Annotated in this window: 14 protein-coding genes and 1 riboswitch; of the genes, 2 read left to right on the forward strand and 12 right to left on the reverse strand. The window is 69.5% G+C overall.

What is annotated here, in order from left to right; all coding sequences use genetic code 11:
- Window positions 1–13 precede the first annotated feature (13 nt).
- Together P0Y60_13025 and P0Y60_13030 are read right to left on the reverse strand one after the other, a co-directional pair.
- Window positions 14–853, reverse strand: a complete 840-nt coding sequence (locus P0Y60_13025) for a hypothetical protein (protein ID WEK60236.1) — start codon at window positions 851–853, stop codon at window positions 14–16.
- On the reverse strand, window positions 850–1,494 hold the full coding sequence (locus P0Y60_13030) for a SatD family protein (GenBank protein ID WEK60237.1): 645 nt from the start codon (window positions 1,492–1,494) through the stop codon (window positions 850–852). Before P0Y60_13030 ends, P0Y60_13025 begins: the two co-directional genes overlap by 4 nt.
- A gap of 60 nt (window positions 1,495–1,554) precedes the next feature.
- Between P0Y60_13030 and P0Y60_13035 the strand changes: the two genes are divergently transcribed.
- Complete coding sequence (locus P0Y60_13035) at window positions 1,555–2,142, forward strand: DUF1349 domain-containing protein (protein WEK60238.1); 588 nt, start codon at window positions 1,555–1,557, stop codon at window positions 2,140–2,142.
- A gap of 236 nt (window positions 2,143–2,378) precedes the next feature.
- Window positions 2,379–3,224, forward strand: a complete 846-nt coding sequence (locus P0Y60_13040) for a DUF559 domain-containing protein (GenBank protein ID WEK60239.1) — start codon at window positions 2,379–2,381, stop codon at window positions 3,222–3,224.
- Between the two features lie 86 nt (window positions 3,225–3,310).
- Here P0Y60_13040 and argH read toward each other — a convergent pair whose 3' ends face one another.
- From argH to P0Y60_13090, 10 genes are all read right to left on the reverse strand, one after another.
- Entirely contained in the window at window positions 3,311–4,741 is a 1,431-nt protein-coding gene (argH, locus tag P0Y60_13045) for an argininosuccinate lyase (protein WEK60240.1), read from the reverse strand.
- On the reverse strand, window positions 4,738–5,670 hold the full coding sequence (gene argF / locus P0Y60_13050; protein WEK60241.1) for an ornithine carbamoyltransferase: 933 nt from the start codon (window positions 5,668–5,670) through the stop codon (window positions 4,738–4,740). Before argF ends, argH begins: the two co-directional genes overlap by 4 nt.
- On the reverse strand, window positions 5,667–6,872 hold the full coding sequence (locus P0Y60_13055; GenBank protein WEK60242.1) for an acetylornithine transaminase: 1,206 nt from the start codon (window positions 6,870–6,872) through the stop codon (window positions 5,667–5,669). The genes argF and P0Y60_13055 overlap by 4 nt, the downstream gene beginning before the upstream one ends.
- The gene (argB, locus tag P0Y60_13060) at window positions 6,869–7,768 is read right to left on the reverse strand and encodes an acetylglutamate kinase (protein ID WEK60243.1); all 900 of its coding nucleotides are present in this window, start codon (window positions 7,766–7,768) and stop codon (window positions 6,869–6,871) included. Before argB ends, P0Y60_13055 begins: the two co-directional genes overlap by 4 nt.
- A complete protein-coding gene (gene argJ, locus P0Y60_13065) occupies window positions 7,765–8,922 on the reverse strand; it encodes a bifunctional glutamate N-acetyltransferase/amino-acid acetyltransferase ArgJ (GenBank protein ID WEK60244.1) in 1,158 nt (385 codons plus the stop codon). The genes argB and argJ overlap by 4 nt, the downstream gene beginning before the upstream one ends.
- A gap of 52 nt (window positions 8,923–8,974) precedes the next feature.
- Window positions 8,975–10,027 carry an N-acetyl-gamma-glutamyl-phosphate reductase gene (gene argC, locus P0Y60_13070; GenBank protein ID WEK60245.1) on the reverse strand — a complete coding sequence of 351 codons (1,053 nt, stop codon included), beginning with the start codon at window positions 10,025–10,027 and terminating at the stop codon, window positions 8,975–8,977.
- Window positions 10,028–10,240: 213 nt separating this feature from the next.
- The gene (locus P0Y60_13075) at window positions 10,241–12,391 is read right to left on the reverse strand and encodes a bifunctional hydroxymethylpyrimidine kinase/phosphomethylpyrimidine kinase (GenBank protein ID WEK60246.1); all 2,151 of its coding nucleotides are present in this window, start codon (window positions 12,389–12,391) and stop codon (window positions 10,241–10,243) included.
- Window positions 12,388–13,236, reverse strand: a complete 849-nt coding sequence (gene thiM, locus P0Y60_13080) for a hydroxyethylthiazole kinase (GenBank protein ID WEK60247.1) — start codon at window positions 13,234–13,236, stop codon at window positions 12,388–12,390. Before thiM ends, P0Y60_13075 begins: the two co-directional genes overlap by 4 nt.
- Window positions 13,227–13,320: riboswitch (TPP riboswitch) on the reverse strand. Its footprint overlaps the gene before it by 10 nt.
- A 27-nt stretch (window positions 13,321–13,347) precedes the next feature.
- The gene (locus P0Y60_13085; GenBank protein ID WEK60248.1) at window positions 13,348–14,313 is read right to left on the reverse strand and encodes an NAD-dependent epimerase/dehydratase family protein; all 966 of its coding nucleotides are present in this window, start codon (window positions 14,311–14,313) and stop codon (window positions 13,348–13,350) included.
- Window positions 14,314–14,383: 70 nt separating this feature from the next.
- Window positions 14,384–15,100 carry a DUF402 domain-containing protein gene (locus tag P0Y60_13090; GenBank protein WEK60249.1) on the reverse strand — a complete coding sequence of 239 codons (717 nt, stop codon included), beginning with the start codon at window positions 15,098–15,100 and terminating at the stop codon, window positions 14,384–14,386.
- Between the last annotated feature and the right edge of the window lie 35 nt (window positions 15,101–15,135).

The raw sequence follows: 15,135 nt of genomic DNA on the forward strand, positions 1-15,135 counted from the left end.
AGCGCGCGGCGGCTCAGCTGTTCGCCGACCACCACACGAGGAAGGCAGCGCCGAGCGCGATCACCCAGCTGACGAGGCTGCCGACGAGGAAGTACTCCGCACGCGCGCCGGTCTCGCCGTCGCGGGAGATCTCCGGGAAGCGGACGATACCCTTCGCGGCCAGCATCGCCGCCAGGATCGGGTACGCCGCCGCGAGGGTGAGGATGAGCACCAGCATGCGCTCGAGTGGGCCGATCAGACGGCCGCCCTTGAAACCGGCGCGCGATGCCGGCGCCGGGGTCGCGTCGACCGGGACCGGGGGCGCGTCGACAGGTGTCGCATCGACCGGTGTCGGGGCGACCTGGTCGTCGTCGTCGTCGGTCTCTGGGGTTCCGGTGGTGTCAAGGGCCTCTGAGGTTTCGGTGCCGGGATCAGCAGGTCGCCAGGTGTGCTCGCCGTCCAGCGCCGCGCGCACGACGAGATTGGCCGACTCGAGCAGGAACGCCGAGAGCCCGAGCACGAGCATCGCGAGATCGAACGACACCTCGCCCGCCGGTGACCGCAGATGCCAGACCTGTCCGATCAGACCGGCGTCACTGCGGTCGCCCACCCAGATCACGGCTCCGACGACGATCAGAGCCAGGAGCACCGCCGGCCAGAAGCCCGCCGGTGACGGACGGTCGTCGGGCATGCACCAAATCCAGATCGCCCCGGTGATCAGCGCCGCCAGCATCGGCAGCAGGGCATCGCTGACGCTGCCGAGCAGGAGAAGGAGGATTGCCGCGGCGAGATAGCCGATCCATCGGCGCGGGGCGAACTGGCGCACCAGATCGGCGGCGCCCACGGCGAGCAGGATGAACCCGGCGACGATCATGCGGCCTCTCCCCGAAGAGCGGCCAGCCCCTCGATGAGAGCCGCTGCACCGGCACTGCGTAACGACTTCGACACGCTCGGCTGGGTGATTCCCTCCCGTTCGGCGAGCTCCTGCTGCGACGTGCCGATCAGGCGCCCGTAGGTGAGCCGCCGCTCACGCTCGCTCATCGCGCCGACGAGTTCGTCGCGCACGAGGAGGTAGGCGTTGGATGCCCCGATCGCACTGCTCATGACCTCATCCTGCCCCGGGGCTCCGACAATCCAGGTACGGGTGCGGGGCACGGCGCGTCCTTCTCGGGCGTGCACGGTGTCGATCGCCGCTCTCGCGGCCCACCATCCGGGTCCGTCCGTCAGAGCGCCGTGCGTCGAGTCGACCGCTCTGATCTCGCCGATGCCGATGCCGAACCGGAACGCGATGCCGTCCGGAAGCGCCAGCTGGATCATGAGCAATCCCGTCATCGCGTCACCGAGGTCGCGATAGACCCCCTGCTGCTCATCCCCCACTGTGGGTGTCAGCTGCTGCACGGCCAGCGGCATGTCGGACTCCACGCGGGCGATGGTCTCATCGAGCACGCGCTGTGCGGCTGTGCGGTCGTCGAGCTTGCGAGAACCGACGATGTCCGCGATCACGGCGATGGCCATGACATAACCATAACACGAATAGTTCTGGATTAATGCCTTATCTGGCTATAAGCTCGGATCATGCCTGAATCGCACATCATTGCCTGGTCCCAGGGGACTTGGACCCACCCGCCGCTGCAGTCCACCGAGATCGACGATGCACTCGACGTCACCGCCGTGGAGGGAAGCGACGCCTGGCGGCACACCGCCTATGGATTCGTGCACGACACCGAGCATGCGCTGCTGGCTCCGCTGGCGGTCGGCGAGGCGATCGAGGTCTCATTCCGCGCACCATGGGACGGACAGTTCGACCAGGCCGGCGTCTTCGTCCGCTCCGATGACGAGCACTGGGTCAAGACGGGCGTCGAGTTCGCAGACGGTCATCTCGGGCTCGGAGCCGTCGTCACCGACATCCGCTCGGACTGGTCCGTCGGATACGTCGACGACTGGCTCGAGAGTGAGATCACCGTACGCGTCAGTCGCTGGAAGGATGCGCTGATCATCCGGGCGAAGGCCGACGACGGACCCTGGCGCCTGGTGCGCGTCGCCCCCTTCGACGGAAGCGCCGAAGCCGCCGCAGGCCCACTCCTCGCCGCACCCACGAGAGCCGGACTCACGGTGCGCTTCACCCGCTGGGAGCGTTCCGCCGCCGACACCGACCTGCACTGAGACGCCTCCCTCTCCCCTCTCTCCCCGGACGATTCGCCGAAGGGATGACGGATCGCCGAGGAATTGTCGAGATTCCTCGGCGAAACGTCATCCCCTCCTCGAAACGTCATCCCTCCTCACATCGTCCGTCGGGAGGATTCGGATACTCGCGCTGCACAGATGCAGGATCGTGGGAGTCATCCCCACCTCCCGGGATTCGCCCCTGGTGCGGCGGACGACGCAGGGCATGGTGGAACATGCTCTCCGCACAAGACACCATCCGAACGCTCGGCGGGATCGCTCGAGGACGTGACCTGCAGAGGCTCGGGTTCACTCGCCAACACCTCGCCGGGCAGGTGCGCCTCGGGAACATCGAGAGGATTCGCGACGGTGTGTTCGCCGCCGCGCCGCTCACCCCCGACGTGCGCACCGCCACAGCCCATGGCGGGGCGCTGTCCTGCGCGAGTGTGTTGCGCGCCAGCGGGATCTGGGTGCTCCCTCAGGTGACCGCTCCGCACGTCTGGCTCGGGCCCATGCAGCACGCTCTCGGCCACGCGCGATGCACCTGCATCTCGCACTACTACGACGGGAACCCGCCGCTCGGATCGGCGAGTGTAGAGACCGCGCTGCTCCACCTGCGCCGATGCGCGGGGGACGAAGCCTTCTTCGCGGCATACGAGTCGGCATGGCGCACGGGACGGACCGATCGACGGATGCGATCGCGTATCCGCTCTGCGCTGCCGCGGACGGCACGATGGCTGGTCGACATCGCCCGACCGGATGCGGACAGCGGCCTCGAATCACTCCTGCGACTGCGGCTGCATCTTCTGGGGCTCGAACTCGAATGCCAGGTGCGCATCAGCGGAGTCGGTCGGGTGGATTTCGTGATCGACCAGTGGATCATCCTCGAGGCCGACGGGGAGGAGAACCACGGCTCGCCGTCGCGACGCCACCGCGATCTCCTGCGGGATGCCGCAGCCTCGCACCTCGGCTACGAGACGTTGCGGTTCGACTACGCCCAGGTCGTGCATGACTGGCCGACCGTCCAGGCCGCCATTCTCGGAGCACTCCGCCGCCTCCCCGACGATTCGCCGAAGGGATGACGATTCGCCGAGGGACTGTCGAGATTCCTCGTCGAAACGTCATCCGCTCCGCGAATCGTCCGGCGTGGTACCGCCGACGGGGTGATCTACAGACCGAGGGCGTGCGCGGCGGCCTGAGCCCGCGCCACCAGCTCGGCACGCTGCTCCGCGACGCGCACAGGTGCCGTCCCGCCGGCCCCGGTGCGCGATGCGACGGATCCTTCGATCGTCAGCACCTCGCGGACCTCGGGCACCAGGTGGTCGGACACCGACAGCAGCAGCTCGTCGGAGGCGTCTTCCAGCCCGATCCCCTGCTCCTCGCACGCGCGCACGAGTGCACCGGAGATCTCATGCGCATCACGGAACGGCACGCGGCGCTTCACGAGCCACTCGGCCACATCCGTCGCGAGGGAGAAGCCCTGCGGCGCCAGCTCCGCCATGCGTGCGGTGTCGAAGCGCAGCGTGGCGATCATCCCGGCGAACGCGGGAAGCACGACCTCGAGCGTCTGCACCGAGTCGAAGACCGGCTCTTTGTCCTCCTGCAGATCGCGGTTGTACGCGAGCGGGAGGCCCTTGAGCGTCGCGAGCAGACCCGACAGGTTGCCGATCAGACGGCCCGACTTGCCGCGCGCCAACTCCGCGATGTCGGGGTTCTTCTTCTGGGGCATGATGCTCGAACCGGTCGAGTAGCCGTCGTCGAGCGTGACGAATCCGAACTCACGCGTGTTCCAGAGGATGATCTCCTCCGACAGACGCGACAGATCGATGCCGGTCATGGCGGTGATGAACGCGAACTCCGCCACGACGTCGCGGGCGGCGGTTCCGTCGAGTGAGTTCTCGGCCGGCCGGTCGAGGCCGAGCTCTGCGGCGACGAGTGCCGGGTCGAGCCCCAGCGTCGAGCCCGCGAGCGCTCCGCCGCCGTAGGGCGAGACGCCTGCACGGCGCCGCCAGTCCACGAGCCTCTCCAGCTCCCGCACCAGCGGCCAGCCGTGGGCCTGCAGGTGATGCGCAAGCAGCACCGGCTGCGCGTGCTGAAGATGGGTGCGACCGGGGAGGATCGCGTCGGGGTGTGCCTCCGCCTGCGCGACGAGGGCGTCGATCACGCGGAGGATGTCGCGGGCGATCACGCGCGCGTGGTCGATGAGATACATCCGCACGAGCGTGGCGATCTGGTCGTTGCGGCTGCGGCCGGCGCGCAGACGTCCGCCCAGCTCCGGTCCGAGCTCGACGATCAGTGCCTGTTCGAGCGCCCCGTGCACGTCTTCATCCGTCGGCTGGGGCAGCAGAGTACCGTCGGCGACCTTGCGCGCCACGGCATCCAGCCCCTCGTGCATCTTCGCGGCCTCGTCCGGCTCCAGATACCCGGCGGCGGCCAGCGCGGTGGCATGGGCGTGGGATCCGGCGATGTCGTAGGGGGCGAGGATCCAATCGAAGTGCGTGGATCTGCTCAGCTCGACGAGCTCCGGAGAGGGTCCTGTCGCGAAACGGGCGCCCCAGAGCGCTCCCTCGTTGGTCCCCTCGTGCGCGTCGCCGCTCATCGGGCATCCTGCTTTCCGAGGAGCCAGACCAGCAGGGCCTTCTGCGCGTGCAGACGGTTCTCCGCCTCGTCCCAGACCACGCTCTGCGGCCCGTCGATGACCGAGGAGTCGACCTCGTATCCGCGGTCGGCGGGCAGACAGTGGATGAAGATCGCCTCGGAATCGGCCAGCTCCATCGTCTCGGGGGTCACCTTGTAGGAGCCCAGATCGCGGATCCGTGCGATCTTCTCCTCCTCCTTGCCCATCGACACCCAGGTGTCGGTGACGACGACATCGGCACCGGCCGCCCCCTCGACCGGGTCGGTGTACAGGGTGATCGATCCGCCGGTCTCCGCGGCGCGACGATCGGCCGCCTCGATGACGTCGGCGCGCGGCGCGTAGTCCTCGGGCGAGACGATCCGCACGTGCATCCCCGCGGTCACGCAGGCGAGCGCGTAGGAGTGGGCCATGTTGCTCTGCCCGTCGCCGAAGAAGGTGAGAGTGAGACCCTTCAGCTCGCCCTTGTGCTCACGGATCGTGAGCAGGTCGGCCAGAAGCTGGCAGGGGTGGAAGTCATCCGAAAGGGCGTTGATGACCGGGACGCGGGTGCCGGCTGCCATCTCCTCGAGTCCGGACTGCGCGTAGGTGCGCCAGACGATCGCCGCGACCTGGCGCTCGAGCACGCGCGCGGTGTCGGACGGCGTCTCCTTGCCTCCGAGCTGACTGCTCGCCGTCGAGATGATCAGCGGCGATCCGCCCAGGTCGGCGATCCCGACCGCGAACGAGACGCGGGTGCGGGTCGAGGACTTGTCGAAGATCACCGCGACGGTCTGCGGACCCGCGAGGCTCTTGTCCGCCCACCGGTCCTTCTTGAGCTCGAGAGCGAGGTCGAGGATCTCCGCCTGCTCGGCGGGGCTGAGGTCGTCGTCACGCAACAGGTGGCGGGTCATGCGGAAACCTTTCCGGGGAGGGATGCCTGCACGTCGGCGAGCGACGCGGTGAAGAGCTCACGGAACTCGACGAGTTCGGCGTCGCCGATCGTCAGAGCCGGAGCGATGCGGACGGTGTCGGGGTTCGCGGCGTTGATGATGAGGCCCCGTTCCTGGGCGGCGGCGACCACGGCGCCGGCGACCGGCTCCGACAGGGCGACGCCGATCAGCAGACCGCGCCCGCGGACCGCGGTGATGAGCGGCGAGCCGATGTCGAGGATGAGGTCGCGCAGCTCGGCGCCTCTGTTCGCGGCGTTCTCGACCAGTCCGGCGCTCTCGATCTCGCCGAGCACCGCATCGGCGACAGCCGTCGCGAGGGGATTCCCGCCGAACGTCGAGCCGTGCGAGCCGGGCGTGAAGAGCGCACTCGCGGAGCCGTAGGTGACCAGCGCGCCGATCGGGAAGCCACCACCGATGCCCTTCGCGAGGGTGATCGCGTCCGGCGTGATGCCCTCGTGACTGAACCCGAACCAGGCGCCGGTGCGTCCGGCGCCCGTCTGGATCTCGTCGACGATCAGCAGAGCGCCGTGCTTCAGGGTGAGCGAGCGCGCAGCGGCGAGGTAGCCCTCGGGAAGCTCGACGACGCCGGCCTCGCCCTGGATGGGTTCGACGATCACGGCGGCGACACGGTCGTCCATCGCGGCCTCGAGCGCGTCGATGGTCGCCGGGATGTGCTCGACCCCGCCGGGCATCGGCTCGAACGGGGCGCGCATGGCCTCCTTCGCCGTGAGGGCGAGGGATCCCATCGTGCGTCCGTGGAAGCCGTTCTCGAGCGCGATGATGCGCGGGCGCTCGGTGCCGCCGTGCAGACGAGCCAGCTTGAAGGCCGCCTCGTTCGCCTCGGCGCCGGAGTTCGAGAAGAACACGCGTCCGTCGATCCCGGCGCCCGCGAGGCGCTTGAGCCGCGCGGCGAGCGCCAGCTGCGACGGCGTCGCGAAGTAGTTCGAGACGTGTGCGAGCGTGGCGGCCTGGCGTGACACGGCCTCGACGAACACGGGGTGCGCATGGCCGAGGGAGGTCACCGCGATGCCGGCGAGGAAGTCGAGGTGGCGTCGTCCGTCCGAATCCCAGAGGTAGGAGCCCTCACCGCGGGTGAGCATGGCGAGGCGGGGCCCCGCGTTGAGCACCAGATCGCGGTCTGCGTCGTCCTGCCAGATGGTCATCCTGCCACCACTTCCGTTCCGATTCCTTTGTTGGTGAAGAGTTCCACGAGCACCGAGTGCGGCACCCGTCCGTCGATGATCGCCGCGGCGTCGACGCCGCCCTCGACAGCCTCGAGGCACGCGCGCATCTTCGGGATCATGCCCGACTCGAGCGTCGGCAGCATCTCGACGAGCGCCGTGGAGGTGAGGTGCGACACGAGCGAGTCGCGGTTCGGCCAGTCGGCGTAGAGCCCGGCGACGTCCGTGAGGATCACGAGCTTGCGGGCGTTCAGCGCCACGGCGAGGGCGGATGCGGCAGCATCCGCATTCACGTTGAGAGAGTGCCCCGGGTGGTCGAGGTCGGGAGCGATGCTCGAGACGACCGGGATGCGGCCAGCGGCCAGGTGGTCGAGCACCGGGGTCGGGTCGACCTCGACGACATCGCCCACTCGTCCGAGGTCGACTTCCTCCCCGTCGATGATCACGCCGCGCCGGCGCCCGCCGAACAGGCCGGCATCCTCACCGCTGAGTCCGGTCGCGATCGGGCCGTGCGAGTTGATCTTGGTCACCAGCTGCGGGTTCACCTGGCCGGTGAGCACCATGCGCACGACGCTGATCGCCTCGGTGTTGGTGACGCGGTAGCCGCCCTTGAACTCGCTCGGGATGTCGAGGCGCTGCAGCATGTCGGAGATCTGCGGTCCGCCGCCGTGCACCACGACCGGCTGCACGCCGACGTATCGGAGGTAGGCGATGTCCTGGGCGAAGGCTTCCTGCAACTCCTCTGAGACCATGGCGTTTCCGCCGTACTTGACGACGACGATCTGGTCGCGGAACTTCTTCAGCCACGGCAGCGACTCGATCAGCGTGGTGGCCTTCTGCGCGGCGACCTCGGCGGGGGTGTCCTGGAGGTCGGTCATGAGGCGTAGGCGCTGTTCTCGTGCACATAGTCGTGGGTGAGGTCGTTGGTGAGGATCGTCGCGGTCTCATCGCCGACACGCAGGTCGATCACGAGGTGGGTGGCGCGAGGGGTCAGGTCGACCTCCTCGCGAGGGCGGTCGGGGCCGCCGGCCGTACAGACGCGCACGCCGTTCATCCACACGTCGACGTCGTACGGGTCGAAGCGTGCCCCTGTCGTGCCGATCGCCGCGAGGACGCGACCCCAGTTCGGGTCGTTGCCGAAGATGGCGGCCTTGAACAGGTTGTTGCGGGCGACCGAGCGACCGACCTCGACCGCATCCTGCTCGGAGGCGGCGCCGCGCACCTCGATCGTGATGTCGTGGCTCGCGCCCTCCGCATCGCCCTGCAGCTGCACGGCGAGCTGCTGCGAGAGCTCGACGAGCGCCGCGGTGAAGTCGGCGAGGTCGGGCTTCACGCCACTCGCACCGTTGGCGAGTAGCGTCACCTGGTCGTTCGTCGACATGCACCCGTCGGAGTCGAGCCGATCGAACGTGCGTCCGGTCGCGGCCCGCAGGGCGGTATCGGCGTCGAGGGCGTCGAGGTCGGCATCGGTCGTGATCACGACCAGCATGGTCGCGAGCCCGGGAGCGAGCATCCCCGCCCCTTTCGCCATCCCGCCGATCGTCCAGCCGTCGCGGCTGATCACCGCGGTCTTCGATACGGTGTCGGTCGTCATGATGGCCTGGGCCGCGGGCTCTCCCCCGTCGGCCGAGAGCTGGGTGATCGCCTGCTCCGTGCCCGCGAGTACCTTGGAGCGGAAGATCTCATCACCGGTACCGATGAGTCCGGTCGAGCACACCAACACGTCGCCGGCGCCGATGCCCAGCAGCTCGGCAGCCTTCTCGGCGGTCTGATGCGTGGTCTGGAAGCCGAAGCTCCCGGTGAAGCAGTTCGCCCCTCCGGAGTTGAGCACGACCGCCTCGACGACGCGGTCGGCGATGACCTGCTGCGACCAGATGATCGGGTTCGCCTTCGCGCGGTTGCTGGTGAAGACGGCGGCTCCGATCTTACGCGGCCCGCGGTTGACGACCACGGCCACATCGGGCTTGCCCGTGGACTTCAGGCCGACGGCGACGCCGGCCGCCTCGAACCCTGCGGCGGCGGTGACGCTCACAGTGCCGACTCCGCATCGCGCACCACGGCGACGATGAGTGCTGTCTCGGTGATCATGGTGCGACTCCGTTGATTGAGAGGGCCCGGTCTTCGGGGAGCCCGAGCGCGATGTTCATGGATTGGATTGCGGCGCCGGCCGTTCCCTTGACGAGGTTGTCGACGGCGGTGACGACCGTGACACGACCCGCGGACCGATCGATGGCGAGCCCGATCAGTGCGGTGTTGGCGCCGAGCACGTCGGCCGTGCGCGGGAAGCTGCCCTCCGGAAGCACGTGCACGAAGGTCTCACCCTCGTAGGCGCTCTCCCAGGCGGCACGGATCTCGGCGTCGCTGACCCCGTCGGCGATGCGGGCCGTCGAGGTGGCCAGGATGCCCCGCGACATCGGCACGAGCACCGGGGTGAAGGAGATGCGGATGCTGTCGGAATCGACCCCACCGGCGGCGGCGAGCGCCTGCCGGATCTCCGGGATGTGCCGGTGCGTGCCGCCGACCGCGTAGGGGTTGGCCGTGCCGAGGATCTCACTCGCGAGCAGATTCGATTTGAGGCTCTTGCCTGCACCCGAGGGACCGACGGCGAGAACGGTGACGATGTCGTCGGCATCGATCACACCGGCGGCGACGCCCGGGGCGAGGCTGAGGCTCACCGTGGAGGCGTTGCATCCGGGTGCGGCGATCCTCGTCGCGCCGCGGAGCGCATCGCGCTGCTTCGTTCCCGCGACGGGCAGCTCGGGCACACCGTAGGTCCAGGGTGCATGGAAGGCACCGCCGTAGAACGCATCCCACGACTCCTGCGACGTGAGGCGGTGATCCGCTCCGGCATCGATCACGAGGGGGGTGTCGCCCAGCGCGTCGGTGTATTGACCCGACTGCCCGTGCGGCAACGCGAGGAACACGATGTCGTGCCCGGCGAGGATCTCGGGCGTCGTGTCCTGGAGGGTGAGCCCTGCCAGAGAGCGCAGGTGGGGCTGGTGCTGGATCAGCGGTTGTCCAGCGTTCGAATGCGCCGTGACGGTGCGGATCTCGATGTCGGGATGACTGGCGAGGAGGCGCAGAATCTCGCCGCCTGCGTAGCCGGATGCGCCGGAGACGGCGACGGAATACGTCATGCTTCTACCTTAACGGTCGGGGTCGGATGGCCGAGGCGGCGACACCGGCACTCGACCGCCGGCAGGCAGGAGCGCGGGGTCGCCTAGAGTCGGCGGTCGCCCCGGCGTCGGCGCACCGAAACGACGCTCGGAACGAGCGTCAGAGAAGCGGATGCGGCCGAAGGCATGCGGCGACGATAGCGCGCCTTCGACGGCATCCGCAAATCACCGGCGTCATGTGGCGACGACGACGCTCCACGGCTCGGCGAAGAAGTCGCGCTCGCGGGCGCTCGAGAGCTCGAAAGCGCGGCGCATCCTCGCCCGAGTGTCATCATCCGCCGAGGCAGCCGCGCGGGTCACGAACGCCACCGCCTGTGCGGTCGCCTCCGCGAACGCCGGATCGGCGTAGGTCGCGAGCCACGAGGCGTAGGGATGGTCCGGGTCCTGCGCGGAGGCACCGAGCTCCCCGGCGTGCAGGCGTTCCCCCAGATCGGTGTAGAGCCAGAAGCACGGCAGGAGCGCCGCGATGAGCTCGGGGTACCGACCGTCGAACGCGGTCCCCCGCAGATGATCGAGGTACGCGACCGTCGCGGGCGTGGCGTCGGCCGCGAATGTGGCGGCCGAGACGCCCTGCACCGGGGTGAGCCAGGATGCGTGCAGCTCCAGCTCGCCGACGATCGAGCCGTGGGCCGAGTGCGCCCAGAACGCCTGTTCGGCCGAGGTCGGCGCGAGGCGGGCGGCATCGGCCAGTACGCGGGCGTACTCGCGGAGGTAGAGGGCGTCCTGGGCGAGGTAGGAGACGAACGGCTCTCGCGGCAGCGTGCCATCCGCCAGCCCGCGGATGAACGGCAGCTCATCGATCTCGGCGCGCACCCCCGCGATCGCCGCCCACCACTCGTCGGCGATGCTCACCGCCGACGGCCTGGTGGACAGTCCGCCGCGGCTCCAGAGCCCTGCGAAGTGATGGATCGGTCCGTGTCCGTTCCCGACGCGCAGCACATCACCCGCACCGATCGACTCCCGCAACCAGGCGCGTGCGCCGGCCACCGCGGCGATGGGATCGTCGCCTCGCCCCCTCAGCGTGGCGATCGCGGACGAGAGCGAGCATCCCGTGCCGTGAGTGTTCTCGGTGTCGATCCGGGCGCCCGGGAACTCCTGGCGGATGCCGGCAGCGACATCGATGAGGGCGTCTGGTGCCGCATCGCCCGTGAGATGGCCGCCCTTCACCAGCACCGCCGCCCCGATCTGCGCCGACAGCTCGTCGGCCGCGGCGAGCGCACTCTCCCAGTCCGCCGGCTCCCGCCCGGTCAGCACGGCGAGCTCGGCGAGGTTCGGCGTCACCAGGTCGGCGCGGGTCAGCAGCGCGCGCAGAGCGGACTCCGCGGCAGGGTCCAGCAACCTGTCGCCACTGGTGGCGACCATCACCGGATCGACCACCACGACCGGTGGGCGGACGGCGTCGAGCCAGGCGGTCACGGTGTCGACGACCGCGACATCGGCGAGCATCCCGATCTTGACCGCGTCGATCACGATGTCATCCGACAGGGCGTCGAGTTGAGAGCGCAGGAAGTCCGCCGGGGGCACGTGCACGGCACGGACCCCACGCGTGTTCTGCACCGTGAGCGCGGTGATGGCGGCCATGCCGTACCCGCCGTTCGCGGAGATCGACTTGAGGTCGGCCTGGATTCCCGCCCCGCCAGAGGGGTCGCTCCCTGCGATGGTCAGCACCCGCGGGACGGAGGTCGCCTGCCGGCGACGGCGGAACGCCTCTGCCGCCGCGCGCGGGTCGTCGGCGGCGCACAGTGCCGACACGACCGCGATCCCGGCAGCACCGGCGGCGAAAAGCTGCTCGGTGTCGTCGATCCCCACCCCGCCGATCGCCACGCAGGGCAACGGGCTCGCCTGCGCGAAGGCGCGGAAGCCCTCGACGCCGAGTGCCGGCGGGTGGTCGGGCTTCGTGAGCGTGGGACGGATCACCCCGACTCCGAGATAGTCGACGGTACCGGTCGGCAGTGCCAGCACCGCATCGAGGTGCGAAGGACTGTTCGCCGTGAGCCCGATCAGCGCGTCGGGACCCAGCTCACGCCGCGCACGCAGCACCGAGGCATCGCCCTGACCGAGGTGCACCCCATCGACGCGGGCCCCGCGCAACCGCGCCTCCAGCGCGGCATCCAGACGATCGTTGACGACGAGGAGCGCGCGGCCTGCGATCACGGTGGACAGCGCGAGCAGCTGCTCGACGGTCTGCTCATCGGTCGCGGACTTGTCGCGCAACTGCACGATGCGCACGCCCCCGTCGACCGCCTGACGCACGGTCTCGACCACGCCACGGTCGCCGCACAGCGCCGCATCGGTCACGAGGTAGAGCGAGAGGTGGGGAGTCATCGTGTGCTCTCCTGGACACGAGCCGCGGCGGCCAGGTCATTCGGCCCGAGAGCTGCGAGAGCGTCCAGCAGGGCGACGGCGAAACTTCCCGGTCCGGAGGACAGAGCCGCAGCCCGTTCGGCGGCGATCGTGTACACGAGCGTGGCGGCGGAGACGGCATCCAGCGCCGAAGCACCACTGGCTCGGGCCGCCCCGAGGAACGCGGCCATGACGGCCCCCAACGCGCATCCCCCGCCGGTCACGAGCGTGAGAAGCGGATCGCCGTTGGCGATGCGCACCACGCGCTCTCCGTCGGTGAGGAGATCGACCGGGCCGGACACCGCGACGACGCTGCCGTATCGATGGGCCAGCGCGACCGCCGCATCCGCCGCCGCGTCCGTGGAGTCTGTCGCGTCGACGCCGCGACCGCCGCCGCTCAGCCCGGCGAGTGCGAGGATCTCCGACGCGTTGCCACGGATCGCCGTCGGACGACGCGCCGCGAGCTCATGTGCGAGCGCCGTGCGCACGGGGAGCGCTCCGATCGCGACCGGGTCGAGCACCCACGGCGTTCCGGCCACCGTGGCACCCGCGACGGCCTCCAGGCTCGCGTCCCGTTGCTCGGGAGTCGGTGTGCCGAGGTTGATCAGCACGCCGGAGGCGACGCCCGCGAACAGGCCGCTCTCCCCCACGATGTCGACCATCGCGGGAGCAGCACCCAGGGCGAGGAGCACGTTCGCGGTGAATCCGGTGACGACGGCGTTCGTGATGCAGTGCGTCAGCGGTGGAGCGTCGCGCAGGCTCTCCAGCAGTGTCACCGCCTCGGCCACGACGGTGGAATCGGACGGTGGACGCAGACGATCGCTCATCGCGACATCCCTTCGCTAGTACGAACTAGATCAGGTTCGACGGGTCTGTTCTCAGCCGCGGTCGCGGCACCCCGTGTCACTGCTCGCAGTCTAGCGAAGCGTCGGCGGCGCTCAGGCGAGGGTGTCGAGGAGGGTCTGCTCCTGGGGGCGGGTCAGCCCCGCGCTGCGCGTCCGGCCCGTTCCGCGTGCGACTTCATCGGCCACCACGGCGGCGATGGTGTCGTCGATCGACCGCAGCCTGCCGCCCGCCCGGTGGAACGCCGCGTTCGACCGCGTCATGAATCCGGTCATCTCTGCAGGCAGCCACAGGGGCAGGGAACGCTCCCCTGCCCAGTACCCCACGCCCTGCCCGACGAGCCAGTCCTCGGCACCCTCGACGGTGGCGCCGGTGTGTCCGGCCGCTGCACGCACACGCGCGAGGACGTCGGCGAGGGGATGCTGATCGCCGATGGCGTTCACAGGGGTGCTGTCGCACCGGGTCGTCACGACGAAGTCGGCGAGGTCGTCGACATCGATCACCTGCACCCAGCGGTCTTCCAACGGAGGGAGCAGCACGGCGTCCGATCCCGCTCGCGCGAAGGCCGCCGCCCAGTAGCCGAAGCGATCGCTGGGGTCGCCCTCTCCGACGATCAGCCCGGGGCGCACGATCCGCGCTCGCGCCCCGAGGGTGGCGACCGACTGCTCGGCGGCGACCTTCTCGGCCGCATAGTCGTACGCGTCGCCCGGCACCGCGGGGGCGTGCAGGGCAGCCGACTCGTCAGCACCTGCGGTCGTGTCATCCGCGTAGACCGACATCGACGAGATGTACGTCCACCGCTGTGTTCGCGCGCCGATCGCAGTGATGGCCTGAGCGACGTGATCCGCCCGGGACGAGATGTCGATCACGTGATCCCACTCGCGTGCGACCGCGTCATAGGCACCGGGGCGATCCCGGTCGCCTTCGATCAGAGACGCTCCGGCGGGAACGTCGCGCAGACCGCGGGCGAGACAGGTCACCGACGCGCCCTCGTCGACCCACCGTCGGGCGATGCGCCCCGAGAGCCAGCCGGTACCGCCGAGGATCAGAACGTCTGTCATGCATCCATGTCATCAGGGTTCAACGAGCGACGGAAGCGCTTCCGCTCTGAGCAGACGACGCGGCCTCGGATCACCGATCGGAGAGTTCCCCGAGCCCTGCGAGGAGCGGCGTCGTCCAGGACGGATCCGGCCGCCAGTCGACCCACTCCGGATCGAAAGGCCACTCACCCGCATGGAACGACGCGATCGCGGCGTCCGCGTGCCGTTCGATCTGCGCGGCCTGCTCAGCACTGAGACGCCCCTGGGCGATCGCGGCGATCACCTCGTCCTCGTCCTTCAAGTGGATGCCGCCGGCCGCATCGATCTCCACGTCGAGGATGTGATCCGAGGTGTAGGTGTCGACATCGGTGCGCAGGTGCGAGTTCTCGAGATTCACGTACCACCCGGCGAAGGTCCAGTCGCTGCCCGTGATCTCGCTCCAGAACAGCCAGACCGACCACGCGGATCCGGCGGGGGCGATGCGCAGGATGCCGTTGCCCCACCACTCCTCGACGACGCGTGTGCGCGGTTCGAGCCAACGGCGGTCGAGCGGAACCGTGCGCACGCGTTCTCCGTGCGGGGTGCCCTGTCCCTCCTGGAGCGTTCCCGGGGCGAGCCACGCCACCAGTCCGCGCTCGTCGTCGCGCACGACGCGCATCGGGGTGATGGTCGATGCCTCCCCCGGCTGCCACCCCGGCTTGCGGTAGTGCCAGTCGATCTGCGCGCCCGGCGCGAGGAACGGCGCGTCACCCAGAGGGCGCACACCGTCCGGCACGGCTGCCGGGGTGCTGTGTGGAAGGATGCTCATTCCGTCACGCTACCCCGGCAGAACCGTGCCGATCG

The organism is Candidatus Microbacterium colombiense, from assembly GCA_029203165.1.
Taxonomy (GTDB): domain Bacteria; phylum Actinomycetota; class Actinomycetes; order Actinomycetales; family Microbacteriaceae; genus Microbacterium; species Microbacterium colombiense.